Source organism: Halogeometricum limi (assembly GCF_900115785.1).
Classification (GTDB): domain Archaea; phylum Halobacteriota; class Halobacteria; order Halobacteriales; family Haloferacaceae; genus Halogeometricum; species Halogeometricum limi.
Genome location: NZ_FOYS01000007.1, coordinates 86,723 through 111,005 on the forward strand (window position 1 = coordinate 86,723; position 24,283 = coordinate 111,005).

Below are 24,283 nucleotides of genomic sequence, written 5' to 3' on the forward strand. Positions count from 1 at the left end.
GATAGCGTCGCCTACCAGGTGCCGTGGAACGTGTCGAACTCCAGGGAGTCCAGCGGTTCGTCGCCGACGGCGATGCGGTACTCCTGCGGCGTCAGCATCGGCTTGTGGAAGCGCGGGCCGTCGTCGGTGGTGATTCGCGGACAGCCGGTGTTGACGAACGCGTCCATGGCGAAGTTGCGGAGGCGGTCCGGCGTCACCTCGTCCATCGTGATGAGGTAGGCGTTCGGGTTGTCCTCGATAATCTTCTCGGCTATCTCCATGCGGCCCTGTCCGATCTTCGTACAGAAGATGACGCCCCACTTCTCGGCGTCCATCGCCTTGTGGACGGAGGCGTAGCGCTGTTTCATGAACTTGCGCGTGTCCGCGATGGTGACGACGTTGTTCACGGGGTCGGCGATGACGACGTTCTTCTCGGGGTGTTCCATCGCGAGTCCGAGCGGGTGGAACTTCCCGCCGCCGACGTACAGCACTTGGTCGGCGTCGATGTCCGCGGAGGCGTAGTTACAACCGAGGACCTGCCCCTCGTACGTCAGTCGGTCGTCGCCGCGGCGGGTGTGCACGTCGTAGCCGCGTTCTTCCAACCAGTCGCACATGTCCTCGAAGCGGTTCATGTGCTGGGCCGTCGTCACCAGACCCACCTCGTCGCCTTCCAACTCGTCTAAGGCGTCTTCGAGGATGGGGAACGGGTCGACGTTCGAGAACAGGGGGACGTAGATTATCTTGTCCGACTCCTTCATCGGCGAGTGGCCGAAGTGAACGAACACGTCCGTCCGGCGCATCAGGTAGGTGTCGAGGTCGCACGCGCCGTAGCAGGGTTGCCCCGACAGCATGAACGTCACGTCGTCGTCGCACAGTTCGCGCAGGTCGTCGGCGACGGCCGGGCCGCGGCGTTTCAGCCCTTCCGGGAACTGCAGACCGACTCTGCTCGCGTCTCGCTCCTCGACTTCCTCGACGATTCGTTCGAGTTCGTAGTCCCACTCTCGGTCGTGCCGCAGGGACATGCCCGTGTTTCTGAGGTCCCCCTCCGACGTCGCGTCTTGGCTCATTGCACCTCTCTTGAAAGTGGGGAGGGATAACGTCGGCGGTTCCCCGACATCCACGAACCGACCGTTGCGGGGTCGTGCGTGCCGTTCGCAGTCCGCAGGTCGGTTTATCAGGGACGCTCGCGTACGTTCGCTTCTATGTCTTCGGACCAACACGACCACGGCGGCGACGAACTGACCGAGTGCCCCGACTGCGGCGCGGAGATAGCGGGCGAAGCGTCGGTGACCGCGAAGTCGGTTCCCGAACTGACCGTCGAGCGACGGCACGCGTACGTCGGGCGTCGCGGAACCGACCTCTGGATGTGCAAGCAGTGCGGCGCGACCTTGGGCGTGAAACGGTAGCACGCGGTCACGTCGCCGGCGTCTCCGTCGCGGTGGCAGGCGTCGTCGTCTCCGCGGCCGTCTCCGTCGCGGTTCCCGCCTCGTCGGCCGACTCGTTCGACGTCTCCGATGACCGCGTCGACGGAGACTCCGTCTCCCCCACCGCGCGGTCGTACCAAGTCGGACGCGAGACGTTCACGCGGTCCATCGTCGCGTACTCCAGCCGATAGGTCACCGTTCGCGTCTCGTTGCCGCGCGTCCGGTCGTAGGAGACGATGAGAAGCGAGACGAATCCGTCCGTTCCGACGGTGGCCTCCGCGCGGTAGTCGCTGACGTTCTCCGCGTCGGGGAGCGAGGGGGGCGTGCCGGTGGCGACGACGTGGAACGGGTACAGGTCGCGCGGTTCGCGAGTGACGGTCGTCTCCGGAGCGTCGAGGTAGCGTTCGACGTTCCGGGCGGCGCGTCGCTCGAACAGTCCGTGGCCGTTCTCGTCCGTGTAGACGGGGTAGCGGTAGAACGACTCGTTCCGGAGTTCGGTCCTGACGTAGACGAGTTCGCCGTCGGCGTAGGCGGTGTACTGGACGAGTTCGTCGCCGTCGCCGTCCGTGTCGCCCGCCGATTCGGCGGTGCCGTTCTGCACCCCCCGAGCGGAGTCGTTCTCGGCCGCGCTCTCGACGTATCCCGTCACCGTGTAGCGGAAGTGCCGGGGGTTCTCGACCTCCGCTTGCTGCCAGACGCCGCGCCAGACTCGGTCGTTCCACCCGCGGGTGCCCGACTCGTGGACGATGAGGCGGTACGACCGTCCCGCGACGCTATCGGCGTGCGCGGCGGCCAGCGTCTCGGCGTCGACGACGCCCGTTGCACCGATACCCGGCGGGAACAACTCGTCTTCGGACCCGTCGGACGCGGGGTCGGACGCGCCGACGACGACGGGACCCGACCCCGCCCGCGCGGCGTCGTCGTCCGCCGGGGCCACGCCGGGACCGAACGGACCCAACAGTGCGGCGACGACGAGGCCGACGAGGACGACGGCGGCGACGCTCGCGGCGGAGGTGTCGCCGACGCGAGCGAGACGGGACGCCGCGGAGTCCGTGGGTTCCGGGGCGGCGACGACCGGCGACGCGTCGAAGTACTCCGCGAACAGTCGTTCCGTCTCCGAGCGGTCGATACCGTACAGGGCGAGGTCTCTGAGGTCCGACGCGTCGACGACCGCCAGGTCTCGTCGGGCGGCGAGACGGGCGAGGCGCGGGGAGACGGTGGCCGCGACGACGGCGTCAGCGTCGGCGGCGACGCGCGGCGTCCGGAGTCGTCGCCGCCCCGAGACGGTCGCGAGCACTCGGCCGTCGTCGAGGGCGACCGTCCCGTCGTCCCGGACGGTGGCCCCGACGCCGCGAGTCGCGTGCAGGTCGGCGACGAACGCCGCGAAGCGAGGCCCGTCGAGTCGACGAAGCCACCCGGCGAACGTCCGCGTCGGGACGACTGGCATGTGTAGTCGTATCATCCGAGAGACAACGACTCTTTCCCCTCCCCGACGGCGTCGTCGCGGTCGAGGCCGCCGCGGGCGACCGCAGACGCCCCTACCCTCCGTTCTCCACGCGGCAGGCGAAGTGCCTGCCGCGGTTGTCCGCGACGTACCGATAGACGCGGCGACCGACCGCCCGAACGGGTCGGCGCGCCATCACCCACGCCAGGGGGTGGAACAGTCGGTTCTGCCGGAGCAGTTCGCGGAAGGCGTCGTAGCCCTCGTGCGCGTCGTCGCCGTCGAAGACGTACATCGCCCGGCCGAAGTCGACGCCGGGTCGGTCCTCGTAGCCGTCCGGCGCGTCGTACTGCGAGTAGAACGTCACCGACCCCTCGACGTCGAAGAGGTCGACGGGATACAGCGACCGGGCACAGAACAGGCAGTGCTCGTCGAAGACGAGGTCCAAGTCGCGGTCGACCGCGAGTCGCGCGTAGGCGCGGTCGAACGCGGCGAACAGCGTCAGGAAGAACAGGTTGTCGACGAAGAATATCCCCAGTAAGACGACGTTCGACAGCGTGAACGCGACGAGGCCGAGGACGAACGGCGTGACGGTGGCCCCGGCGAGCACCGCGACGAGGAGTCCGAATTCGAGAGCGAGCGTTCCGATGCCACCGAGGACGCCCAGTAGGGGGTAGTCGACGACGACCAACTGGACGTCGTGCCAGGGATAGACGTACGAGCGAACGAGGACGAGGCGTGCCAGGTTGCTGGGAGCGACGAAGCCGAGTCCGCCGCCGTCGACGACTTTGCTCGCGGCGGTGCTGAAGAACAGTATCGCGAGTGTCAGCAGCGCGTACTTCATCGACGGCATCCGGTACGAGCGGTCGTCGTCGGATTTCAGTCGAGCGACGAGCCAATCGAGCGACTTCGACCGCACTCTTCGGAGTCCGTCGACGGAGAGCACGTCGTCGTCGGAGTACAGCGCGACGAACACGAGAAACACCGACCCGATGAACAGGCTGCTGACCTCTCCGGAACTGGTCACCGTGTTCCGGACGGTTCCCAGATGGGTCGCCAGCGCCGCACTGGCCAACGCCGTGAACCGAATCCGATATCCCACGACCACCAACAGGACGAGCGCTATCAGGAGCCACTTCTCGACGGTCAGAATCCACGGGGCCGAGACGGGGAGTATCGCGTCGTACCCGTTGTACGCCATCGACCGACTGATGCCCGAGAACAGCAGCGACCAATCGTAGTGCACCGTCTTCCACACCAGCCACCAGCCGAGTACGAACCGCCCGACGGCGAGGTTGACCGGCGACGACCGCGCGTCGTCGGCGAAGTAGTTGACGAACATCAGCCCGTCACCCCCGTCCGGGCGAGGCCCGCCCCGGCGACGACGCGACTCCGCTCTCGCGGACCCGTCCGGTTCATCGACCTCGTCGGCATCGAACTCGCCCGCGCCGGTATCGACTCCGCGTCGGCCAGCGGGAACGACTCGAAGACGACGGCCTCCTCGTACCGGACGACGTGGGTCCCGTCCTCCGAGGTGACGAACGTCATCTCGTACACTCTGACGCCGACGAACCGCTCGTAGCCGTCGAGCAGTTCCGGCGTCCACCTGCTCGTCAACCCGTGGTGGGGGAACCGCTCGATGCGTCCGGTCTCTCCGCGCCCGACCGCCTCGCGGTACTGCGACGCGCGGGCGAGAAGACGCCGAGCCTCCGTTTCGTTCCTCGCGTCGCTCTGTCCCCCGCGCACGTGTCTGATTAGCTGTCGCTCCGACACCGAGTCGAACGCGAGCGTCAACCCGTCGTCCATCTTTATCTCGTGGCCGGACTCGTCCACGAGGCGAATCTCCCGGTAGGTTTCCACCTCGGAGGTCGGTTGGGAGAAGTGACCCCACGAGACGAACGGCAACGGCGACACCGGGAGGAGGAAGTTAGACAGGAGCAAGCCGACGAAGAAACACAGAACGAACGCCCGCCGCGCGTGCCACCGGTCCGAGAGGACCACTGCGGCGGAAGCCGCGACGAAAAACAGCACCAGAACCCCCGGAAGGACGAGCGACGCGTACGGTCGAAGGAGCGTCACCAACTGGTCCGAGAGGCTCAGCGGAACGGTCGAGACGAGTCCGGAGACGTTCATCGAACCACCGCTTCGACCCGAACCGACAGCCAGGCCACCCGCCGGCGACCGCTTTCGTCTGCATTCATACGCTCTGGAAAGAATGTAAACACAACCACACATAGATACGAGCCGACTAATGCGGTGTAATCAGCGGTTACGAGAAATCGCGCGGGAGAGCGACCGGAAGCGACCGGGAGACGACCCCGCCGCCTCCGGCAGGTTGAAACGAATCCACACCCAAACGCGTGTATGAGCATCCAGACGGACCGACTCGAAGAACTCGGGCACGAACTCGGCGAGGCAATCGCGGAGACGCCCGAGTACGAGGCGTTCGAAGAGGCGAAGGCGGCCGTCGAGAACGACGACGAGGTGCAAGCGCAGATTCGCGAGTTCCACCGACTCCGCGACGAGTTCATGGTCGCCCGCCAGAGCGGCAAGGCGACCCAAGAGAGCCTCCAGAAGGTCCAGTCGGCGCAAGAAGACCTGCACTCGGTGCCCGTGATGGCCGACTACCTCGACGCGCAGGACGAACTGCAGGACCGACTCGAAGCCGTCAACGAAGCCATCTCCGACCCCCTCTCCGTCGACTTCGGCGGCGAGGCGGGTGGCTGCTGTCAGGACTGAGACCGACCGCGACTTTTTGTAGGGTGACGCGGCCAGACGCCCCATGCTCGCGATAGCCGGTGGCAAGGGCGGTTGTGGAAAGACGACGACGACGCTCGGCCTCGCGACGGCCCTCTCGGACCGAACCCTCGTCGCCGACGCCGACACCGACATGCCGAACCTGCACTCGCTGGCGGGCGTCCCGCGCCGCGTTCCCGCGGGCGACGTCGGCCACGTCCACCCCGACGACGACGGCGTCGTCGTCTGCCCCGCGCCACCGACGGACGCGAACGAGTGCCGCGACGACGGCGCGTACCTCGACGGCGTCCGCGACGCCGCCACCGGACCCGTCCTCGTCGACTGCCCGGCCGGTGCCGGACCGGACGCCGTCGCTCCCCTCCGGCGGGCGGACGGCGCTGTGCTCGTGACGCCGCCGTGCGCCCCCGCACTCCGCGACACGGTGAAGACGGCCGCCATGGCCGACGCACTGGGGACGCCCGTCGTCGGCGTCGTCCTCGTCCGAACGAGCGTCGCCCCGCCCGAGATAGCGTCGCTGTTCGGTTGTCCCATCCTCGGCGTCGTTCCGTCCGTCGAGGCACCGGTGCTCGAACACGAACGCGTCCGGCGAGCCTACCGGAACGTGGCAACTGAGTTACACGCTGGCAAAGAGCTATGATGCTCGACTGTCTCTAGATATGATGTGTCAGGACGACTGACGACCGGCATCACGGTCCTCGACCGCGAACTCGGCGGCGGCCTCCCCGAGGGGAGCATCGTCGCGTTGCTCGCAGACCCGGCCAGTCAGTCCGAACTGTTCCTCTACGAACTCAGCGCCGTCCGCGGGACGCTCTACTTGACGACCATCCGGTCGGGTCAGGCGGTGAACGACGCCATCGCGCGGGCGCCCCGGTCCGGCAGTCCGACCGTCCGCGACGTGGGCGGCGAAGCGCCCCTCGACGCCGCGAACAAACTCGTTCACGACCTCCCGGAACGGTCGAACCTCGTCGTCGACGTCGTCGACGTGTTGGAGTCGACCGACCCCGTCCGGTACCGCCAGTTCCTGAACAGTCTGCAGACCCACATGGTCAACACCGGCGGAATCGCCGTCCTCCACGGCATGAAGGGCGACGCGCACGCCAACCGTCGCTACACGAAGCACATGTCCGACGTGGTGTTCGACCTCCAGACGAGCATCGACGGCGCGGAGATAGAAAACCGCCTCGCTGTCCCGAAGTTCCGGGGCGGCCGCGCCCTCGAAGAGACCATCAAACTCCGCCTGAGCGAGGCCGTCACCGTCGACACCAGTCGCGACATCGCCTGAGCGTCGGAGTCGGTCGAGACGGAACAGAGCGGGACGAAACGAGGCCTCCGAGAGTCAGACGGCGGCGTACACGAGGACGCCGAGCGTCACGGAGACCGTGAGCACCGACCAGTTGCGAACGGAGTCCAGTTTCCCGGAGCGGACGGGCCGGGAGAAGAGATAGACGAAGTACGGCACGAGGGGAACCAGACGGACGAGAAAGGAGACGTCCCGCGAGAGTCCGTACTCCAGTGCGAGCGTCAGTCCGACCGTGCACGCGGCGGCGACGGCGGCGAGTTTCAGGTCGTCCGGGACGGGGAGTTCGGCGGTCGAGTCGTCGGACATGCGTCTGTCTGGAGTCTGGCGCAACCCGCAAAAGAATGTGTGGATACCGGACTGCAGGCGGTTACTCTTCGTCGCCTTCGAGTTCTTCGACGAGTTCGTCGGCGTCGACGTCGACGTCCTCGATGGCCTCTTCGATGTCGGCCGCGTCGGCGCCGCCGCCCATGCCGCCCATCATACCGCCCATACCGCCCATCATGCCGCCCATCCCGTCGATAGTCTCCTGCACGATGACGCGGTCGAGGTCGAGACGGTCCATCAGGTCCTGTGCGATCTGCTGTTTCGAGAACATCCACTGTTGGTTCATCGTCATCTGCGGCGTGGCCTCGATGTACAGCGTCTCCTTCTCGACCGTGACGGTCTCGGTCTCGGGTTCTGCGTCCTCGTCGTCCTCGTCGGACTCGACGACCTCTTCCTCTTCGACCTCGTCCGTCTCTATCCAGACCTCGGGGACCTGCTGGAGGTACATCCCGAGGAGACCGGCGGCTTGCTCCTCACGGTCGTCGACGAGTTCGAGAATCTCGTACTCGTACTCTAAGTCCTCGCCCGCGAGGGGGTGGTTGAAGTTGACGCGGGCGCGGCCGCCGATGATGGTCTCGACGCGACCCTGTTCGCCGTCGACCTGCACCTGCGCGCCGGGGTAGCGGTCGTCCTCGCCGATTTTGTTCGCGCTGACCGTGCGAACGTCGTCGTCGTCGAACTCGCCGAACGCCTCGACGGCCGGAATCTCGACCGTCCCGGAGTCGCCGACTTCCGCGCCGATGAGGGCGTCGTCGACGGACTCGAAGATGTGACCCGCACCGACGATGATGGTTCGAGGCTCGAACTCGTACTCGTCGGTGTCTATCTCGGCCTCTTCGGCCACTTCTTCGTCGGTCGTGTCGACGACGGTGTCGTCCTCGACGGTTCGGACCGTGTAGGCGAGTCGGACGAAGTCTCCGTCCTGAATCCCGCCCTCGGTCTCCTCCTCGGCGACCTCTTCTTCGACGTCCTCCGTTGCATCGGCGTCTGCCTGCTCTGCGGCCTCCGCCTGCTGTTCGTCACTCATATCCGGTACATCATCCGTGCGACCCTTAAGAATCACGTTTCGCGGATGGCGACTGTGAGCGTCTCAATCTCGCACACGTGCCCGTCTCGGGCCGTCGCCGCCGCGAGCGTAACTGTCGGGAGACCGACGGAGCGACCGTGAGTCGGTGGTCTGTCGGCCCCGCCCGCTCAACCGCCGCGTCGCGACCCCCCGAATCGAACGGTTTATGTCACCAACAGTAATAATTATTCGTGATAGGTGAGTGTTGACATGGTACAATCCGCGCTGCTCGTCAGTTTCGTGCTCGGACTCGGCTTGCTCTCGGTCGTCGTCTTACTCACGGGACGCGGATGGCGGACCTACTCCGTCGCCGGTGGGTGGACCACGCGGCCGAGACCGTCGGCGCTCGCTCGGGGTGCGGACAGCCCCGCGGTGTGGACCGCCGCGTTCGTCGCGGTTACGCTCGCGTTCGGCGGCGCGGCCATCCTGTTCGTCGGCGGAACCGAGATTCCGGAGGGGATGGCCGCGATGGGCGGCGTCGTCCTCGTCGGCCTCGCGACGCTGGTGTTCGGCTCCTACGTCTTCTACGGCACGTTCGTCTCCGCGCGGAATCGCGGGTTGAAGAACTCGCAGGCGGCCCTCCTCGGCGCGTGGGCCATCGGTGCGCTGTTCCTCGTCGCCGTCACGCTCAAACTGTTCGGCCTGTTCTGAGGCCTCCCTCCTCGATGACCCGCTCTCTCCCCCGCCGTCTCGCCCTCGGCTGTTCGGTCGCAGTCGGAGTCGCGCTGTTCTCTCGCCCCGCCCTCGCGCACGCCGGGTCGCTCGCCGGGTCGCTCCGCTCGGTTCCCGTCCCCTTCTGGCTCGTGCTCCTCTCCGGCGGCGGCGTCGTCGGCGTCTCCTTTCTGTTCTCCAGTTTCGTCACCGACGCGGAGACGCTGGACGCGTTGGCGCGGACCAGACTGCGCCTCGCTCTCGCCGCGGGACGATTCCGCGGACTGCTCCGGTGGGCAGGCGTGCCCGTCCTCGTCGTCGTCGTCTGGGCCGGATTCGCGGGGCCGAGCGTCCCGCTCGTGAACCTCGCCGTCCTCGTCGTCTGGGTCGGTTGGTGGGCCGGGTTCACGATGCTCACCTACCTCGTCGTCGACCTCTGGCCCGTCGTGAACCCGTGGCGGACGCTCGCGGCGGCCGTTCGAGACGCGCTGTCTCGTGAGCCGTCGTCGCTCCCCGACCGATTGGGGTCGTGGCCGAGCGTCGTCGGCCTCCTCGTCCTCGTCTGGGTGGAAGTCGTGAGCCCCGTCGCCTCCGACCCGCCCGCTCTCGCCGTCGCCGTCCTCGCGTACACCGCCGTCACCGTCGCCGGCGCGGCGTGGTTCGGGTCGGCGTGGTTCGACCGCGTCGACCCCGTCTCGCGCGTCTTCCGGCTGTACGGCCTGCTCGCGCCGATTCAGCGGAGCGAGCGGGGACTCTCTCTGTCAGTCCCGGGGTCGGCGCTCGTCCGGTACCCCGAGTCGATGCGCGAGGACGACGCGGCGTTCGTCGTCGCCCTCCTCTGGGTGACGACGTACGACGGCTTCGTCGCCACCGTCGCGTGGCGGGGCGTTCGGGAGTCCGTCGCCGCCGTCGGCGTCCCCGGGTGGCTCCTCAGCCTCGCTCTCGCGTTCGTCGGCTTCGCCTGCTTTCTCGGCGTCTACCGCCTCGCCGCTCGACTCGCCCGTCGAACCGCGGACACCTACGTGACGGCCCGGTTCGTCGCCGGGTGGTTCGCGCCCGCCCTCGTCCCCATCGCCGCGGGCTACCACCTCGCGCACTTCCTCGGCTACCTACTCGGACTCTCGTCCGCGTTCGCCGCCGTCGTCTCCTCGCCGTTGTCGCCGCCGACGACGGTCCAACTGTTGCTGCTCCCGTCGTGGTTCGGCGCGGTTCAGTTGGCGCTCGTCGTCGGCGGTCACCTCGTCGCCGTCTGGGTCGCGCACACGCGGTCGTTCGACGTGTTCCCCGGGCGACTCCAACCGCTCCGGAGCCAGTACCCGTTCGTCGCCGTCACCGTCCTCTACACGATGACCAGCCTGTGGGTCGTCGCCCAACCCGTCTCGCAGGCGCTCACCTAACTCATGCACACAGAGATTCACCCCGAGACCGATATCGCGCCGGACGAGACGCCCGTCGCGACGTGCCCGTACTGCGACCGACCGTTCAGAGCGACGCGACTGCGCGTGTTCCACGTCGCCGGCGCGCACGCGGACGTGTGGACGCCGGAAGAGAAGGCGGCGTACGAGGCGGCGCTGGAGGAAGAAGAGGACGAACTGTTCCTCTACCATCTGAAAGTCGTCACCGCACTCGGGAGTATCTACGCGGTGTTCATCATCCTCGGCATAATCGGGTTCAGCATCGCCGGGTGACAGCGGTGGCGACGGTGTCGCCGTCTCCCGCCGTCGACGGCCCGGTCAGTGCTCGGACTCCGCGCCCTCCGGACGCGGGACGCGGGCGATGTGCGCCGTCAGGATACCGACGCCGACGAGAACGACGATACCGCCCCCGGGGACGAACGTCGTCGTGAGGCCGGCGTACTCGCCGTAGAGCAGTGCGAGGAGACCGACCACCATGAGAACCATCGCGATACCGAGCGTCAGCGCCTCTCCCTTCATGCGCGTACTGTTACCACGAGACAGTATAAACGTCACTCCGTCTCCCCGCCCGACGCCGCGACGGCGACGAGGAGGAAGACGGCCAACGCGACGACGAGTCCGGGTGCGAAGACGATGGGCTTCGACACGGGTCCGCCCACGACGCGGAGCATCATCACCGTGATTCCGAGCGCCATCGGGGCCGAGAACAGCAGGGCGTAGCCCAGGACCGTGCGGTCGAGGCCGCCCACTGCGGCGGTTCGGGCGTTCGTACTCATAGGATGGAGTACGACGCCGCGAACGTCAGCGCCAGCGCCGCCGCGAGGCCGATACCGATGAGATAGGTGACGGAGCGCGGTTCCCATCGCAGATGCTGGAAGTAGGCGGCGACGAGTATCGCCTTCGCCGCCGACAGCACCATGATGAGGCCGAACGCCGTCCAGTACTCCAACCCGGCGAACTCCACCAGCACCTGAATCGTCGCCGAGACGAACAACACCACGTAGATTATCGTGTAGAACTTTGTGTTGACCATTTTCTGTCACCTCACAGGATGTAGAACAGCGGGAAGAGGAACAGCCAGACGATGTCGACGAAGTGCCAGTAGAGGCCGAAGTACTCCACCGAACTGTTGTCCTCCAGGTACGCGCCCCGCATCGCGCGCGCGATGAGATACAGCGTGACTATCAGTCCGACGATGACGTGCGCGGCGTGCAACCCCGTCGTGAGGAAGAACGTCGACGCGCGGATGTTCGAGGAGAGCCACAGTCCCTCGTGGAACAGGTGGTCCCACTCGATGCCCTTGTTGACGAGGAAGCCCACGCCGAGGACGAACGTCGTCGTCAGACTGGCGACGAGTCCCCACTTGTTCTTCTTCTCGGCGGCGACGAGTGCGAGGACGACGGTGAAACTACTCGTCAACAGTAGGTAGGTGTTCATCAGACCCGGAATCGGGTTCGACGGGATTGGCTCCCACGCCGTCCACCCGAACGCGACGCGGGTGAACACGTACGCGCCGATGAAGCCGCCGAACAGCACCACGTCCGAGGCGAGGAATATCCACATCCCCACCTTTCCGTACTCCAGGTCGCCGAACGGCCACGTCTCGCCGTCGACGAGTTCCGGGCCGGTGAACGGTTCGAGCGCCATCGCGACGAGTGAGCCGAGCGTGACGACACTGCCGAGGACGGTGAGGGAGACGTAGACGCTCCCCATCATCCCTTCGGGGAAGGCGGCGTCCTGCATCCCGGAGAGGCCGACGAACAGCAGGAACGTCCCGACGCCGACGACGAACGGCCAGATGCTCGCGTGACTCGCGTGGTGGTCGTCGTGGTCGTGGTCCGTCGGCGTCGCCGTCGCGGACGCGGTGACGCCACCGTCGGAGCGAACCTCCGACGAGTCTCGCAGACAGTCAGTCTGCTCACCACCGTCGGAGCGAACCTCCGACGAACCGCCGTCCGTCGCGGTGCCGCCCTCGATGGCGCGGCGTTCGCTCCGGAACGCGAGCGACCCGTCGCGGTACGTCGGCAGACCCGGGAAGTTCTCCAACGGCGGCGGCGAGGGGACGGCCCACTCCGCCGTCGTCGCGAACTCCCAGGGGTTGTCGCCGACCGGTTCGCCGGAGAACGCGCTCTTCGCCAGGTTGTAGAACATGATGGTGAACGACAATCCGAGGACGAACGCGCCGATGGTCGCGAGTTGGTGCCACGGAATCAGCGCGGGCGCGTAGTCGAACACGCGGCGCGGCGTCTCCCAGGCGACGAACAGCGGGAAGTACAGCAGGTTGAACCCGACGAAGTAGATGGCGAAGTGGAGTTTGCCGAGGAACTCGTCGTACATTCGTCCGGTTATCTTCGGGAACCAGTAGTACAACCCGCCGACGAGCGCCGTCACGCCGCCGACCATCACGTAGTGGAAGTGCGCGACGACCCAGTAGGTGCCGCGGAACTCGTAGTCGAGCACGATAGCGCCGAGGAAGACGCCCGTGATTCCGCCGATGATGAACAGCAAGAGCGCGCCGAACACGAACAGGAACGGCGTCTTGAACTGTATCTTCCCCTTCAGCATCGTGTAGATGAGCGCGAACACCATCAGGTCGAACGGCAGCGAGATGCCGATGGTGGTGATCATAAAGAGCGTCTTTATCTGGAGGTTGATGGTCGTGAGGAACATGTGGTGCATCCAGACGACGAAGCTCTGGAGCGCCACCAAGACCATCGCCGCGATGAACCACTTTCTCCCGACGATGCGGCGGCCGGTGAACGTCTGGAACACCTCGGCCATCACGCCCAACGCGGGGAAGAAGACGATGTACACCTCGGGGTGACCGAAGAACCAGAACAGGTGCGCCCAGAGCATCGACCCGGCGGGCGACTCTAAGGTGAAGTACGTCGTTCCGAGCAGTCGGTCAGACGAGAGGATGATGAGCGCCGCCAGCAACGCGGCGAACGCGAACAGCATCATCCAGACGGTGAGGAGGATAGACCACGTGAAGAGGGGCAGTCGCCGGAGCGTCAACCCCTCCGCCCGCATCTTGTGCATCGACGTGAGGAAGTTCACGGAGGAGACGGTGACGCTGGCGACGAACAGCGTGAGCGCCAACACCGCCGTGCTCGCCCCCACGTCGGGCGTGAACGTCGGCACGTTCAGCGGCGCGTACATCGTCCACCCGCCCGCGAACGTCCCCCCTTGGAAGAACGAGACGCCGAACAGGATGCCCGAGAACAGGTAGAGCCAGTAGGAGAGGGCGTTCAGTCGCGGGAACGCGAGGTCTTTCGCCCCTATCTGTAAGGGGACGATGTAGTTCGCGAAGCCGAACGCGAACGGCGAGAGGAACCAGAACACCATGATGAGGCCGTGCGCGGAAACGGCCTGATTGTACGCCAACGGTTCGAGCACCGTCGTTGTCGGCGTCCGCGGGGCCCACAGTTGGATGCGGAGCAACCACGCGAGGACGCCGCCGAGGACGAGGAAGAACAGCGACGTGACGATGTAGAGGATGCCCACGTCCTTGTGGTTGGTCGTGACGAACCAGCGGCGAATCGTTCCCATGCCGGGGAAGTCGTGGTCCGAGTCGTCCTCGTAGTCGGCCTTCCGCGCGGGAACGGTCAGTTCGGTGCCGACGGCCGTCCCACCGTCCGAGTGGACGTCCGTCCCGCCGTCGGACTCAACGGCCGTTCCACCGTCGGGTCGGCGGTCCGTCGCGTCGGACCGCACGTCCGACTCGTCTCGGCTCTCGGTTCTGTCGTCGTTTGGACTCTCGTCGGTCATAGTGAGACACGCTCCTGTGTGGTGTTCGACGTGCTGTTCGACCCGCCGGTGGTCTCGTACCACGCCTCGTACTCCTCGGGTTCCATGACGACCACGGTGGCCCGCATGAACGAGTGGCCGGACCCGCAGAGTTCGTAGCACTGTGCGCTGTAGTTACCCGTCTCCTCGGCGCGGAACCACGTCTCCGTCTCCGTGCCGGGGATGGCGTCCGTCTTCACCCGCAACTCGGGGATGCCGAAGTTGTGGAACACGTCGTCGGAGGTGACGACGAGTCTCACGGACTGGTTCTGCGGGACGCGGAGCGTCCCGTCCTCGGCGTAGCCGTTCGGGTAGACGAACCGCCACCCGAACTGGTAGCCCTCGACGCGGACCTCCATCGTGTCCTCAGCTTGCGGGCCCTCCTCGACGAAAAGCAGCGTCCCGTACGTCCACGAGACGAGAGAGACGACGACGACGGTGCTCAACAGAAACGAGGTGAACAGTTTCTTGCCGCCGCCCCCGCCCGTGGGGAGTTCGCCGAGCACCGGCCTGTCGACGTCCAGGTCGCTGCCGCGCCCGCTTCCGACGCGGTACTTGTACGCGTTGTACAGCATGTACCCGATGACGACGACGCCGACGAGTGTCCCGAGGACCAGAAACACCTCGAAGATACGCTCGAAGACGAACGCGCGCGTCCCTCGCGGGACGATACCGGTCTGGAGGACGTGAGCCGACAGTTCGTCACGCACGGTAACAATAAACATGGACACACCTGTTGCTAATTATTATTTATACTATTTATCTATTTCGCGGATGTCACTAGCGAACAGAGAGACACGCGAGAGAGACGGAGAGCGGAAACGAGGAACGGAGAGTCGACAGTCAGGAGACGAGACGGTTCAGACCTGGTGCTGGGGGATGCCCGTCGTGCGGTGGAGGACGGTGCCGAGAGTCAGGCCGTACACCCAGTGGGCGACGAGCGAAGAGACGAGGTACGACGCGACGACGAGGAGGCCGCCCTCCGGCCAGAACGCCGGGGCGAACCCCGTCCAGAAGAACGTCGCGAACGTCGCACCGCGGAGGTATCGCGGTTCCTCCGGCGGGAGGAACGCCCCGAGGACGAGGAACGTCAACGGGAGGGCGACGGTGCCGCCGAACCCGAAGAGTAAGATACCGAGCGTCAGCGTCGGTTGGAGACCGAAGAACGCGGCGAAACCGGCGAACTCGGTTATCGGCGTCGTCTGAAACAGACCCAGCAGTTCGGGGACGCCCACCAAGATGGGCATCATGAACACGGTGCCGACGAACCCGCCGAACATCGCCATCGCGACGACGCGGGCGGTGATGGGTATCTCGAAACTCTCGACTATCGACTCCTCTACCGTCGTCACCTCTCGCTCCGCTAGTTCGCTACTCATGGTATTCGTTCACATCCTACACAGCGAACCATTATAAACTATTACATAGAGAGGCTGATATTCGGAGCGGAGAGCGCGTAGTCTTTTACCCCGGCCCCGCCACCGACTCAGCATGTACGAAGTGGAGGTCAAACTCCCCGCAGACCACGAGACGGTGCGGGCGCGACTCGCCGAGACGGACGCCGTCCACGACGCGCGTGTCACGCAGGTAGATACGTACTACGGCGCGCCGCACCGCGACTTCGCGGAGACGGACGAAGCGCTCAGACTCCGTCGCGAGACGCACCGCACCGACGGCGAGGCGGACGAGACGACGACGAAGATGACGTACAAGGGACCCCTCGTGGACGCCGAGTCGAAGACGCGGACGGAACACGAGACGGCCGTCGCGGACGACGAGAGCGCGATGGGCATCCTCTCGGGACTCGGCTTCGACCCCGTCGCCACCGTCGAGAAAGACCGAGACTTCTACAGTCTCGACGGCTACACCGTCACGCTCGACGCGGTGACCGGACTGGGCGAGTTCGTCGAAGTCGAGACGGAGACGGAGGACGGAATAGACGCCGCCCGCGAGGGCGCGTTCGCCGTCCTCCGCGAGTTGGAGTTGGACCCGGACGACCAGATTCGGACCTCGTATCTCTCGCTCCTCCTCGACGAGTGACGACGTATATAACTTTCAGTAATTAGAGACGCCTCGATTTTTTCCGTAAGTTATAGCACGCCGTGCGGCGGAGGATGGGTAATGACCGAGCGGAACATCAAGATCGAGGCGGTCGAACGACTCGCCGTCGAAGATCAGAGCGTCGAAATCGTCGAGCGGAAGGGTATCGGTCACCCCGACTCTATCGCCGACGGCATCGCAGAGAGCGTCTCCCGAGCGCTCTCGAACCTCTATCTCGACCGTGTCGGGAAGGTCCTCCACTACAACACCGACGAGACGCAACTCGTCGCCGGCGAGTCCTCGCCCGCCTTCGGCGGCGGCGAGGTCATCGAACCCATCTACATCCTCCTCGTGGGCCGCGCGACGAAGAAGTACGACGGAGAGAAACTCCCCGTCGACGCCGTCGCACTCGAGGCCGCACGCGACTACCTCGCCGAGAACATCCCCGAACTGGAGTTCGGCACGGACGTCATCGTCGACGTGAAACTCGGCGAAGGCTCCGGCGACCTCCAAGACGTGTTCGGCGAGGACAACGTGGAAGTCCCGATGTCGAACGACACCTCGTTCGGCGTCGGCCACGCGCCCCTCACCGAGACCGAGAGCATCGTCCTGAACGTCGAACGGCAACTCAACGGCCCCTACGCCGAGCGACACCCGTATCTCGGTCCCGACGTGAAGGTGATGGGCAAGCGCGAGGACGACCAGATAGACATCACCGTCGCCGCCGCGATGGTGGACGCGCACATCGCCGACATCGGCGAGTACAAAGACGCCGTCGAACACGTCCGCGGCTACGTCTCCGACGTGGCTCGAGAGTACACCGACCGCGACGTGAACGTCGACGTGAACACCGCCGACGACTACGACGACGGCTCTATCTACCTCACCGTCACCGGCACGAGCGCGGAGATGGGCGACGACGGGTCCGTCGGCCGCGGGAACCGCGCGAACGGCCTCATCACGCCGAACCGACCGATGAGCATGGAAGCCACCTCCGGAAAGAACCCGGTCAACCACATCGGGAAGATATACAACCTCCTCTCGACGGACATCGCGGAGTCCGTCGTCGCCGACGTCGAGGGCATCCGCGACCTGCAGGTCCGACTCCTCTCGCAGATCGGTCGCCCCATCGACGAACCGCACGTCGCCGACGCGAAAGTCGTCACCGAGGACGGCGTCGAACTCTCCGACATCGAAGCCGACGTGCAGGCCATCATCGACGAAAAACTGGCCGACGTGACGAACGTCACCCGTCGCGTCATCGACGGTGAACTGACGACGTTCTAGTAGTAGCGTTCGAGTAACGACACGGTGGCTTGCCGTGTCTTCCGGTACTTCCGTTCTCCCCCCGGCGTCCGAACCGCGTACGCGTAGTGGTCGCTGTCGGGGACGTACCAGCGGTCGGGGTTCTCGCGCATCACTCGCGGCATCTCGTCGTCTCCTCCGTGACCTGCGGACGCGACGGCGTCTCCCGTCTCGGCGGGCGGCGACTCGACCGCTCCACCGTCCTTCGCGACCGGAATCTCGGACGGGGCGTCGGCGTCCTCGCTCTCCTCGTCTCGGGGGGCGACGAGGAGTTCACCCGGCGCGGCGTGGTGCGTCGCCGGCATCCCCCGCGTCCCGTCTCGACCGTGCGCCGAGGCGGCCTGCTCCATCAAGATACGCTGCATCTGCACGACGGGTTCGCCGTCCGCGGGATGTCGCTGGTCGTACGTCCCGTCGGCGTTCATCGTCCACCGCTTGCGGTTGTCGTTCAGGCAGAGTTCGAGGATGAATCGAAGTTGTTCGCGGATGTCTCGGTCCTCGACGGGCGTGATGGCCTCCACGCGCTTGTCGAGGTTGCGCGTCATCCAGTCCGCCGACCCGAGGTACCACTCGGGGTCGCCCGCATTTTCGAAGTAGAAGATGCGCGAGTGTTCGAGAAAGCGGTCGACGACGCTGTGGACGGTGACGTTCTCGCTGATGCCGTCCAGACCGGGACGGAGTCGACAGATGTCTCGCACGACGAGGTCGATGTCGACGCCGGCCATCGAGGCGCGGTAGAGTTCTTCGACCATCTCGGGGTCTTCCAGACCGTTCACCTTCGCGACGATGCGCCCGCCGTCGCCGTTCTGCGCGTGTTCGGCCTCGCGGCGGATGCAGTCGGTGAACTCGCGGCGCATCGTGACGGGCGCGATGAGGAGTTTGCGGAACTGTTCGTCCAGCGAGGGGCCGGTGAAGAAGTTGAACACCTTCACGAGGTCCTGTCCGATGTCTCGGTCCGCCGTGAGCAGTCCCAAGTCGACGTAGCCCTTCGCCGTCTCGGAGTGGTAGTTGCCGGTGGCGACGTGCGAGTACAACTGCACGCCGTCCGCTTCCTCGCGGACGACGAGTGCCGTCTTCGTGTGCGTCTTCAGACCGATAGTGCCGTAGGCGACGTGGATACCTTCCTCTTCGAGGCGACGGACCCACTCTAAGTTGTTCTGTTCGTCGAACCGCGCTTTCAGTTCGACCATCACCGCCACCTGCTTGCCGTTCTCGGCGGCGTCGATGAGGCTCTGGATGACCTTCGAGTCCGACGCCGTCCGGTAGATGGCCGCCTTGATGGCGAGGACGTCCGGGTCCGACGCCGCCTCTTCGAGGAACCGTTGGACGGTGTCGTCGAACGCGTGGTAGGGGTGGTGAAGGAGGATGTCGTCGCGGCGAATCTCCGAGAAGATGCTTCGCGGGTTCTCCCCGAGGACGTCCGGGCGCTGGTCGCCGTGTTCGAGTCGCGGGTGCAACTGCGGCCTCCACGGGTCGAGTTTCAGGTCGGGCCGGTCGAGGTCGGTCAGCGACATGAGTTCGCGGTAGTCGAGGGGACCGGGGAGGCGGAACACCTCCTCCTCCGAGAGGTTCAACTGCGACGTGAGCAGGTCGGTCACCGGTTTCGGTGCGCCCTCCTCGACTTCGAGGCGGACGACGGTGGCGAACCGCCGTTGTTCGATGACCTCCTGAATCATGTCGATGAGGTCCTCTGCGACCTCTTCATTTCGGCGCACCTCGGCGTTTCGCGTGAGGCGGAACATCGTCGTGTCCACCACCTCCACGTTCGGGAACAACAGGTCGAGATTCGAGCGGATGACCTCCTCTAAGAGGACGTACTCGCCCGCGGACAGTTCGACCAGTCGGGGCCGGTTCTGCGGAATCTTCACCCGCGTGAACGTCGGGTCGTCGTCCGCGTCGCGACGCGTCACGACCGCCAGAGAGAGGCTGAGATTCGAGATGAACGGGAACGGGTGTGCGGGGTCGAACGCGAGCGGCGTGAGCGTCGGAAGCACCGACTGCTCGAAATACTCGCGCATCCGTCTCTGCTGGTCGTCGGTGAGTTCCTCGTACTCTCGGACGGCGATTCCCGCCTCGGCCAACGCGCCGCGAATCTCGTTCAGGTAACACGACGCCTGCGCGCGGAACATCGGTCGGGCCTTCCGCAGCACGTCCGCCAACTGCTGTTTCGGCGTTCGGCCGTCGACGGTCTGTTCGGTCACGTCGGCGTCTATCTGCTGTTTGAGGCCGCCGACGCGCTTCATGAAGAACTCGTCCATGTTCTTCGTGAACAACGAGAGAAAGCGGACGCGTCCGAGAAGCGGTTGCCGGTCGTCCAACGCCTCGTGGAGGACGCGACGCTGGAACTCCATCTCGCTCAGTTCGCGGTTGAGGTAGAACTCCGGGTCGGTCAGGTCGATATCGCCTTCAGGTTCGTACGGTTCGAACCGGTAAATTTCGTCCATTATTGTAGGTCGAAGAGAAGTACTGCCAGTGTTTTCGAGAACGAGCGCATCTTCTTGACTATGTCAAGTGTGGTTGGGTACTAAACGGTTTATATTGGTTGCTCGACCGACACGTGTTGTGATTGGTTCGCATACGGGCAGTATATAGTTTCAGGGAGAGGCGTGGCGGCGTCTCGAAACGCCCGCGTTCGAAGGTGGTCGTCGGATACCGAGACGCTGATAGCGGTGGGCGAGCAACCTCGCTCCGTGAGAGAAGCGGACGCCGTCCTCGTGGGCTACGGCGAGGTGGGGACGAAGAGCAGCGAAGTCCGAGCGAAGATGGCCGAGCAGTTGGCGGGGAACGTCCTCGCGTTGCTCCGTTCGCGCGGCGTCGCGGGCGACGTCGAGCGACGGTGGTCTCGGCTCCTCGTCCGCCCGGCGGACGCCGACGACTGCGAGGCCGTCGCCGAGGCGGTGGCGACGCTCCCCGGCGTCGCGTTCGCACGACCCGTCGTCGTCGCCGACGCGAGGCTCTCCGCCATCTGCGACGCGTTGGCCGAACTCGCCCGCGACCACGCGCCCGACGAGACGTTCGCCGTAGACAGCACGCGCGTCGGCCCCGACGACGCGCACGACTTCGCGAACACCGACGTGAAAGTCGATGGCGGCCGTCTCGTCGAGGAGACGACGGGCGCGTCAGTCGACTTAGACGACCCGGACCGGACGTACCGCGTCGAAGTCCGCGGCGACGACGCGTTCGTCTCGGTGAGTCGGTTCGACGGCCCCGGCGGCCTCCCCCTCGGGACGCAGGGCCGCGTCGCCGTCCTCCTCAGCGGCGGTATCGACTCGCCGGTGGCGGCGTGGCGACTAATGCGTCGGGGATGCGTGCCGATTCCCGTCTACGTCGACTTGGGCGACTACGGCGGTGCCGACCACCGCGCCCGCGCGTTCGAGGTAATGCGAACGCTCGCTGCCCGGGCTCCCGGCGAAGACGTCCGTCCCCGCGTCGTCGACGGGTCCGCCGTCGTGGACCGACTCGTCGCCGACGTCGACGCGACGCGGATGCTGTCGCTCCGTCGGGCGATGCTCGTCGCCGCGGAGGCGGTGGCGCGGCGAGAGGGCGCGCACTCGATAGCGACGGGCGAAGCACTCGGGCAGAAGTCGAGTCAGACCGGCGCGAACCTCGCCGTCACGGACGCGGCGGCGACGCTCCCCGTCCACCGACCGCTCTTGACCGCCGACAAATCCGACATCGTCGCCGAAGCCAGACGTATCGGCACCTACGACGACTCGACGCTCCCCGTCGGGTGCGAGCGAGTCGCGCCGTCGTTCCCGGAGACGAGCGCATCCCTCGACGCCGTTCTCGCCGCCGAACCCGACGGCGTCCTCGCGTCGGCGCGAGAGGCGGGCGAACGGGCGTCCGTCGTCGACGTCGAGTGAGCCGTGGCAACGATGGCGGTTCGTGTGTGTATATCACAACCATAGCGACACATTCTCACACGAATTTACACGTTGTGAATGAAAGACCGGCCAAAAATGCATTTACATAGCCCGGACGCGTGCGTTCATCCATGGTAGAGATTCGCCGCCCCTCCACATCGGCCGCCGGCGCAGAGTGGACCGTCCGACAGGTGACCCCCCGCGCCCGGTGGCGGACCGGGACCGAGTCGTGTCCGGCCTGCGGTGCCACCGTCGAACTCGACGGCGCGCACTATCAGGTCGAACTCGACCGCGAACGACCGCCGAACCCGAGCGAGAAACTGACCCGCGAACGCCGACTCCTCTCGTTTTGCGACGAGTCGTGTGCCGACGAGTGGGTCGTGGCCCGCGACGCCGAGTAAGCACGCGCGCGCGTCGTCTCGGGTCCCCGCCCTCCTCCGCGAACCGCCCGCCGCGGCCGCCCCGTCCGCATCGGAACGGATAAAGCGCCCCCGCGTCAGTGTTCATGACGTGACGCGGGTCTGTTTCGTCGGGTCGCCCGAAGTGAACGTCCAGTACGAACTGCTGTCGAGAGACACCGCGCGGGCCGCCCTCTCGACGTACGAGATTCACGACCCGTTCGAGAACTCGCTGGCCGTCGACACCGTGAGCGTCGGGGCCGCCGTCTCGCTCTGTAACGACCTGAACTGGTACCTCGTCCGGTTCGTCGACCACGTCCTCGTCGACGAACCGAGCATCTCCACCGACGAGTGGTTGTCGCGCCGCCTCGCAGAACAGGTCCGCGACGGCGACGTGCGCCCCGAGGAGACGAAGGAGCGACTGGCCGTCTACGGCGTCGAAGACGGCCGTCTCGTCGAACCGATGTTCGTCACGCGGCGGCCGGACGGGTCGATTCCGTCGTACGACCTGCGCGACGTGGACGAGACGGTGGTCGTTCGCGTGGCCGAGTCGGAGTTCGGCGGCTGAGGACGCGCAGACGCGGCTATAGATTTTTCTGCGAGAACGAAGAACGACTCGTCATGCAGGTCCCCCACGGCGCGACGCGACGAGAGACGACGCTCGACGAACTCGGCCTCTCGTTCCTCGTCGCCGGCGACGAGGGGGACCCGCCGGTGGTCCTCGTCCACGGCGGGGGCCTCGACAGCGCCGAACTGTCCTGGACCGAACTGATTCCGGCGCTCTCGAACGACTACCGCGTCTACGCTCTCGACCTCCCGGGCTACGGCGACAGCGACCCACCCGAACGCGTCCCGACGACGGACTACTACGTTCGCGTCCTCGAACGGTTCCTCGACGCAGAATCGATAGCCCACCCCGCTCTCGTCGGCGTCTCGCTCGGCGGGGCCGTCTGTCTCGGCTACGCGCTCGGTCATCCCGACGACGTCTCCGCGCTCGTCCCCATCGACAGTTACGGCCTCGGCGGGTCGGTGCCGGGGGGTCCGCTGGGCGCACTGTTCGTCCGCCTCCCGTACGTCTCCGAGTGGTCGTGGCGCGCGACGGCGCGGAGTCGGACGGTCGCGTACTTCGCCGTCCGAGCAATCGTCGCCTACGGCAACGTCAGAGCGGGCGTCGTCGACCAGGTGTACGCCGCGGCGAAGGAGAACGACGGGTCGGCGTGGCGCGCGTTCCAACGCGCCGAAGTGGGGTTCTGGAGTCTCCGCACGAACTACGTCGACCGGTTGCCCGACCTGTCGGTGCCGACGATGTTCGTCCACGGCGAGGACGACAGACTCGTGCCGCCCGCGTGGTCGGTCCGAGCGGGGTCGCTCGTCCCCGACGCCGAGGTGCGAATCCTCCCCGACTGCGGGCACTGGCCGCCGCGAGAACGGCCCGACAGGGTGAACTCGCTCGTCCGTCTGTTCTTTCAGTCGAACATCCCGGTCGACATATAGCGCTCGCCGCTGTCCCAGAACACGGTGACCACGAGGGGACAGTCGTCGGTGCCGGTGCCGGTGTCAGGGGCGGTGCCGGTGTCGCCGCTCCCGTCGGCCGCCGACCCGCCGTCGACGCGGGCGTCGGCGGCCGGTTCGTCGTCCGCCGCGCCGTCGTCGTTCGCCGGCGCGTTCTCGATGACGTATCCGTCGGGAGACTCCGGGCAGTCCGCCTCGGGCGTCGCGAGTCGTTCCGCGACGCGTCGGGCCGCGAGGTACGACGCGCCCGAGGACTGGCCGACGAGAATCCCTTCCTCGCGGGCGAGTCGACGGCACTCCGCCTCGGCGTCTTCGAGGGTGACCGTCTCGATTCCGTCCAAGAGGTCGCGGTCGAGGTTGGGACTGACGAACCCCGGTCCCATCCCCTGAAAGTCGTCGTGCCCGGGTTCGCCCGTGGAGAGGACGGCGTTCTCGGCGGGTTCGACGGCGACGACGTCCATCTCGGGGAACTCCTCGCGGAGGCGGCGGCCGTTGCCCGAGAGCGTCCCGCCGGTACCGACGCCCGCGACGAACGCGTCTATCTCTCTGTCCCCGACCTGTTCGAGAATCTCCTCGGCCGTCGTGCGGTAGTGCGCGCGGGGGTTCGCGGCGTTCTCGAACTGCCGGAGTTGCGTCATCCCCTCCGCTTCGAGTTCGTCCGCGCGGTCTTTCGCCTCGGAGATGTCGCCCGCGACGAGTTCGATGTCGGCGCCGTAGGCGCGCATGATGTCGCGTCGCTCCGGCGAGGCGGACTCGGACATCACGATGGTGAGGTCGTACCCCTTCGCCGCCGACACCATCGCGAGACCGATGCCTGTGTTTCCGCTCGTCGGTTCGACGAGGCTGTCGCCCGGAGAGATTTCTCCGGCGCGTTCGGCCGCCTCTATCATCGCGAGTGCCGGCCGGTCCTTCGCCGACCCGCCCGGATTCTTCGACTCTATCTTCGCTGCAATCGTCGCTCCCTCCGGCGACGACACCTCGACTAACGGGGACCCGATGGTTTCGAGGATGGTACCGTTCAT

At 66.2% G+C, this 24,283-nt stretch carries 27 protein-coding genes; 13 read left to right on the forward strand and 14 right to left on the reverse strand.

The window, feature by feature from the left end; all coding sequences use genetic code 11:
* Positions 1-11: 11 nt before the first annotated feature.
* Complete coding sequence (dph2, locus tag BM282_RS17155) at positions 12-1,046, reverse strand: diphthamide biosynthesis enzyme Dph2 (RefSeq protein WP_089883328.1); 1,035 nt, start codon at positions 1,044-1,046, stop codon at positions 12-14.
* Between the two features lie 135 nt (positions 1,047-1,181).
* Here dph2 and BM282_RS17160 point away from each other — a divergent pair, with 135 nt between their 5' ends.
* The gene (locus BM282_RS17160; RefSeq protein WP_089883330.1) at positions 1,182-1,385 is read left to right on the forward strand and encodes a hypothetical protein; all 204 of its coding nucleotides are present in this window, start codon (positions 1,182-1,184) and stop codon (positions 1,383-1,385) included.
* A gap of 7 nt (positions 1,386-1,392) precedes the next feature.
* Here the strand turns inward: BM282_RS17160 and BM282_RS17165 are convergent, their stop codons facing one another.
* The 3 genes from BM282_RS17165 to BM282_RS17175 form a co-directional block, all read right to left on the reverse strand.
* Positions 1,393-2,850 (reverse strand): hypothetical protein, encoded by a 1,458-nt coding sequence (locus tag BM282_RS17165; RefSeq protein WP_089883332.1) that lies wholly within the window; start codon positions 2,848-2,850, stop codon positions 1,393-1,395.
* A 91-nt stretch (positions 2,851-2,941) separates the two neighbouring features.
* Complete coding sequence (locus BM282_RS17170) at positions 2,942-4,186, reverse strand: thiol-disulfide oxidoreductase DCC family protein (RefSeq protein WP_089883335.1); 1,245 nt, start codon at positions 4,184-4,186, stop codon at positions 2,942-2,944.
* Positions 4,186-4,977 (reverse strand): hypothetical protein, encoded by a 792-nt coding sequence (locus tag BM282_RS17175; RefSeq protein WP_089883337.1) that lies wholly within the window; start codon positions 4,975-4,977, stop codon positions 4,186-4,188. Before BM282_RS17175 ends, BM282_RS17170 begins: the two co-directional genes overlap by 1 nt.
* A gap of 231 nt (positions 4,978-5,208) precedes the next feature.
* Here BM282_RS17175 and BM282_RS17180 point away from each other — a divergent pair, with 231 nt between their 5' ends.
* The 3 genes from BM282_RS17180 to BM282_RS17190 are packed head-to-tail and all read left to right on the forward strand — an operon-like array spanning position 5,209 to position 6,883.
* Complete coding sequence (locus BM282_RS17180) at positions 5,209-5,583, forward strand: YlbF family regulator (RefSeq protein ID WP_089883339.1); 375 nt, start codon at positions 5,209-5,211, stop codon at positions 5,581-5,583.
* A gap of 43 nt (positions 5,584-5,626) precedes the next feature.
* Positions 5,627-6,238 carry a MinD/ParA family ATP-binding protein gene (locus BM282_RS17185; RefSeq protein ID WP_089883341.1) on the forward strand — a complete coding sequence of 204 codons (612 nt, stop codon included), beginning with the start codon at positions 5,627-5,629 and terminating at the stop codon, positions 6,236-6,238.
* 24 nt (positions 6,239-6,262) lie between these two features.
* Entirely contained in the window at positions 6,263-6,883 is a 621-nt protein-coding gene (locus BM282_RS17190; protein WP_089883343.1) for an RAD55 family ATPase, read from the forward strand.
* Between the two features lie 54 nt (positions 6,884-6,937).
* Here BM282_RS17190 and BM282_RS17195 read toward each other — a convergent pair whose 3' ends face one another.
* Positions 6,938-7,207 carry a hypothetical protein gene (locus BM282_RS17195; RefSeq protein WP_089883344.1) on the reverse strand — a complete coding sequence of 90 codons (270 nt, stop codon included), beginning with the start codon at positions 7,205-7,207 and terminating at the stop codon, positions 6,938-6,940.
* Positions 7,208-7,268: 61 nt separating this feature from the next.
* Entirely contained in the window at positions 7,269-8,252 is a 984-nt protein-coding gene (locus BM282_RS17200; protein WP_089883346.1) for an FKBP-type peptidyl-prolyl cis-trans isomerase, read from the reverse strand.
* 249 nt (positions 8,253-8,501) lie between these two features.
* Here BM282_RS17200 and BM282_RS17205 point away from each other — a divergent pair, with 249 nt between their 5' ends.
* The 3 genes from BM282_RS17205 to BM282_RS17215 are packed head-to-tail and all read left to right on the forward strand — an operon-like array spanning position 8,502 to position 10,630.
* Positions 8,502-8,942, forward strand: coding sequence for a hypothetical protein (locus tag BM282_RS17205; RefSeq protein WP_089883348.1), 441 nt, complete (start codon positions 8,502-8,504; stop codon positions 8,940-8,942).
* 14 nt (positions 8,943-8,956) lie between these two features.
* Positions 8,957-10,339, forward strand: a complete 1,383-nt coding sequence (locus tag BM282_RS17210; RefSeq protein WP_089883351.1) for a hypothetical protein — start codon at positions 8,957-8,959, stop codon at positions 10,337-10,339.
* Positions 10,340-10,342: 3 nt separating this feature from the next.
* On the forward strand, positions 10,343-10,630 hold the full coding sequence (locus BM282_RS17215) for a DUF7410 domain-containing protein (RefSeq protein WP_089883353.1): 288 nt from the start codon (positions 10,343-10,345) through the stop codon (positions 10,628-10,630).
* A gap of 45 nt (positions 10,631-10,675) precedes the next feature.
* Here BM282_RS17215 and BM282_RS17220 read toward each other — a convergent pair whose 3' ends face one another.
* The 6 genes from BM282_RS17220 to BM282_RS17245 all read right to left on the reverse strand — a co-directional run bounded on the left by BM282_RS17220 (position 10,676) and on the right by BM282_RS17245 (position 15,522).
* A complete protein-coding gene (locus BM282_RS17220; RefSeq protein ID WP_089883355.1) occupies positions 10,676-10,876 on the reverse strand; it encodes a hypothetical protein in 201 nt (66 codons plus the stop codon).
* 32 nt (positions 10,877-10,908) lie between these two features.
* On the reverse strand, positions 10,909-11,133 hold the full coding sequence (locus tag BM282_RS17225; protein WP_089883357.1) for a hypothetical protein: 225 nt from the start codon (positions 11,131-11,133) through the stop codon (positions 10,909-10,911).
* Entirely contained in the window at positions 11,130-11,390 is a 261-nt protein-coding gene (locus tag BM282_RS17230) for a cytochrome C oxidase subunit IV family protein (RefSeq protein WP_089883359.1), read from the reverse strand. Before BM282_RS17230 ends, BM282_RS17225 begins: the two co-directional genes overlap by 4 nt.
* 11 nt (positions 11,391-11,401) lie before the next feature.
* Positions 11,402-13,906 carry a cbb3-type cytochrome c oxidase subunit I gene (locus tag BM282_RS17235; protein WP_175501615.1) on the reverse strand — a complete coding sequence of 835 codons (2,505 nt, stop codon included), beginning with the start codon at positions 13,904-13,906 and terminating at the stop codon, positions 11,402-11,404.
* Between the two features lie 215 nt (positions 13,907-14,121).
* Complete coding sequence (gene coxB / locus BM282_RS17240) at positions 14,122-14,868, reverse strand: cytochrome c oxidase subunit II (RefSeq protein WP_089883363.1); 747 nt, start codon at positions 14,866-14,868, stop codon at positions 14,122-14,124.
* 135 nt (positions 14,869-15,003) lie between these two features.
* Positions 15,004-15,522, reverse strand: coding sequence for a DUF6789 family protein (locus tag BM282_RS17245; RefSeq protein WP_089883365.1), 519 nt, complete (start codon positions 15,520-15,522; stop codon positions 15,004-15,006).
* Between the two features lie 112 nt (positions 15,523-15,634).
* On the opposite strand from BM282_RS17245, the gene cyaB reads away from it, so the two are divergent.
* Complete coding sequence (gene cyaB, locus BM282_RS17250; protein ID WP_089883367.1) at positions 15,635-16,183, forward strand: class IV adenylate cyclase; 549 nt, start codon at positions 15,635-15,637, stop codon at positions 16,181-16,183.
* Positions 16,184-16,264: 81 nt separating this feature from the next.
* On the forward strand, positions 16,265-17,470 hold the full coding sequence (locus BM282_RS17255; protein WP_089883369.1) for a methionine adenosyltransferase: 1,206 nt from the start codon (positions 16,265-16,267) through the stop codon (positions 17,468-17,470).
* On the opposite strand, the gene ppk1 is transcribed toward BM282_RS17255, so the two are convergent.
* Positions 17,467-19,932: a polyphosphate kinase 1 gene (gene ppk1 / locus BM282_RS17260; RefSeq protein WP_089883371.1), complete on the reverse strand. Its 2,466-nt coding sequence runs from the start codon at positions 19,930-19,932 to the stop codon at positions 17,467-17,469. The two genes, BM282_RS17255 and ppk1, sit on opposite strands and share 4 nt — an antisense overlap.
* A gap of 246 nt (positions 19,933-20,178) precedes the next feature.
* Here ppk1 and BM282_RS17265 point away from each other — a divergent pair, with 246 nt between their 5' ends.
* From BM282_RS17265 to BM282_RS17280, 4 genes are all read left to right on the forward strand, one after another.
* Positions 20,179-21,351 (forward strand): tRNA sulfurtransferase, encoded by a 1,173-nt coding sequence (locus BM282_RS17265; protein WP_089883520.1) that lies wholly within the window; start codon positions 20,179-20,181, stop codon positions 21,349-21,351.
* A 131-nt stretch (positions 21,352-21,482) separates the two neighbouring features.
* On the forward strand, positions 21,483-21,752 hold the full coding sequence (locus BM282_RS17270) for a hypothetical protein (RefSeq protein ID WP_089883373.1): 270 nt from the start codon (positions 21,483-21,485) through the stop codon (positions 21,750-21,752).
* 109 nt (positions 21,753-21,861) lie between these two features.
* Positions 21,862-22,317 (forward strand): DUF5804 family protein, encoded by a 456-nt coding sequence (locus BM282_RS17275; RefSeq protein ID WP_089883375.1) that lies wholly within the window; start codon positions 21,862-21,864, stop codon positions 22,315-22,317.
* A 53-nt stretch (positions 22,318-22,370) separates the two neighbouring features.
* Complete coding sequence (locus BM282_RS17280) at positions 22,371-23,243, forward strand: alpha/beta fold hydrolase (protein WP_089883377.1); 873 nt, start codon at positions 22,371-22,373, stop codon at positions 23,241-23,243.
* Here the strand turns inward: BM282_RS17280 and BM282_RS17285 are convergent.
* Positions 23,216-24,283: a PLP-dependent cysteine synthase family protein gene (locus BM282_RS17285; RefSeq protein WP_089883379.1), complete on the reverse strand. Its 1,068-nt coding sequence runs from the start codon at positions 24,281-24,283 to the stop codon at positions 23,216-23,218. The two genes, BM282_RS17280 and BM282_RS17285, sit on opposite strands and share 28 nt — an antisense overlap.

Bases quoted from the DNA above. Each gene is read 5' to 3' on its own strand.
- dph2 (WP_089883328.1), bottom strand. From the start codon at position 1,046: ATGAGCCAAGACGCGACGTCGGAGGGGGACCTCAGAAACACGGGCATG.
- BM282_RS17160 (WP_089883330.1), top strand. From the start codon at position 1,182: ATGTCTTCGGACCAACACGACCACGGCGGCGACGAACTGACCGAGTGC.
- BM282_RS17165 (WP_089883332.1), bottom strand. From the start codon at position 2,850: ATGCCAGTCGTCCCGACGCGGACGTTCGCCGGGTGGCTTCGTCGACTC.
- BM282_RS17170 (WP_089883335.1), bottom strand. From the start codon at position 4,186: ATGTTCGTCAACTACTTCGCCGACGACGCGCGGTCGTCGCCGGTCAAC.
- BM282_RS17175 (WP_089883337.1), bottom strand. From the start codon at position 4,977: ATGAACGTCTCCGGACTCGTCTCGACCGTTCCGCTGAGCCTCTCGGAC.
- BM282_RS17180 (WP_089883339.1), top strand. From the start codon at position 5,209: ATGAGCATCCAGACGGACCGACTCGAAGAACTCGGGCACGAACTCGGC.
- BM282_RS17185 (WP_089883341.1), top strand. From the start codon at position 5,627: ATGCTCGCGATAGCCGGTGGCAAGGGCGGTTGTGGAAAGACGACGACG.
- BM282_RS17195 (WP_089883344.1), bottom strand. From the start codon at position 7,207: ATGTCCGACGACTCGACCGCCGAACTCCCCGTCCCGGACGACCTGAAA.
- BM282_RS17200 (WP_089883346.1), bottom strand. From the start codon at position 8,252: ATGAGTGACGAACAGCAGGCGGAGGCCGCAGAGCAGGCAGACGCCGAT.
- BM282_RS17205 (WP_089883348.1), top strand. From the start codon at position 8,502: ATGGTACAATCCGCGCTGCTCGTCAGTTTCGTGCTCGGACTCGGCTTG.
- BM282_RS17210 (WP_089883351.1), top strand. From the start codon at position 8,957: ATGACCCGCTCTCTCCCCCGCCGTCTCGCCCTCGGCTGTTCGGTCGCA.
- BM282_RS17215 (WP_089883353.1), top strand. From the start codon at position 10,343: ATGCACACAGAGATTCACCCCGAGACCGATATCGCGCCGGACGAGACG.
- BM282_RS17220 (WP_089883355.1), bottom strand. From the start codon at position 10,876: ATGAAGGGAGAGGCGCTGACGCTCGGTATCGCGATGGTTCTCATGGTG.
- BM282_RS17225 (WP_089883357.1), bottom strand. From the start codon at position 11,133: ATGAGTACGAACGCCCGAACCGCCGCAGTGGGCGGCCTCGACCGCACG.
- BM282_RS17230 (WP_089883359.1), bottom strand. From the start codon at position 11,390: ATGGTCAACACAAAGTTCTACACGATAATCTACGTGGTGTTGTTCGTC.
- BM282_RS17235 (WP_175501615.1), bottom strand. From the start codon at position 13,906: ATGGGAACGATTCGCCGCTGGTTCGTCACGACCAACCACAAGGACGTG.
- coxB (WP_089883363.1), bottom strand. From the start codon at position 14,868: ATGTTTATTGTTACCGTGCGTGACGAACTGTCGGCTCACGTCCTCCAG.
- BM282_RS17245 (WP_089883365.1), bottom strand. From the start codon at position 15,522: ATGAGTAGCGAACTAGCGGAGCGAGAGGTGACGACGGTAGAGGAGTCG.
- cyaB (WP_089883367.1), top strand. From the start codon at position 15,635: ATGTACGAAGTGGAGGTCAAACTCCCCGCAGACCACGAGACGGTGCGG.
- BM282_RS17255 (WP_089883369.1), top strand. From the start codon at position 16,265: ATGACCGAGCGGAACATCAAGATCGAGGCGGTCGAACGACTCGCCGTC.
- ppk1 (WP_089883371.1), bottom strand. From the start codon at position 19,932: ATGGACGAAATTTACCGGTTCGAACCGTACGAACCTGAAGGCGATATC.
- BM282_RS17270 (WP_089883373.1), top strand. From the start codon at position 21,483: ATGGTAGAGATTCGCCGCCCCTCCACATCGGCCGCCGGCGCAGAGTGG.
- BM282_RS17280 (WP_089883377.1), top strand. From the start codon at position 22,371: ATGCAGGTCCCCCACGGCGCGACGCGACGAGAGACGACGCTCGACGAA.
- BM282_RS17285 (WP_089883379.1), bottom strand. From the start codon at position 24,283: ATGAACGGTACCATCCTCGAAACCATCGGGTCCCCGTTAGTCGAGGTG.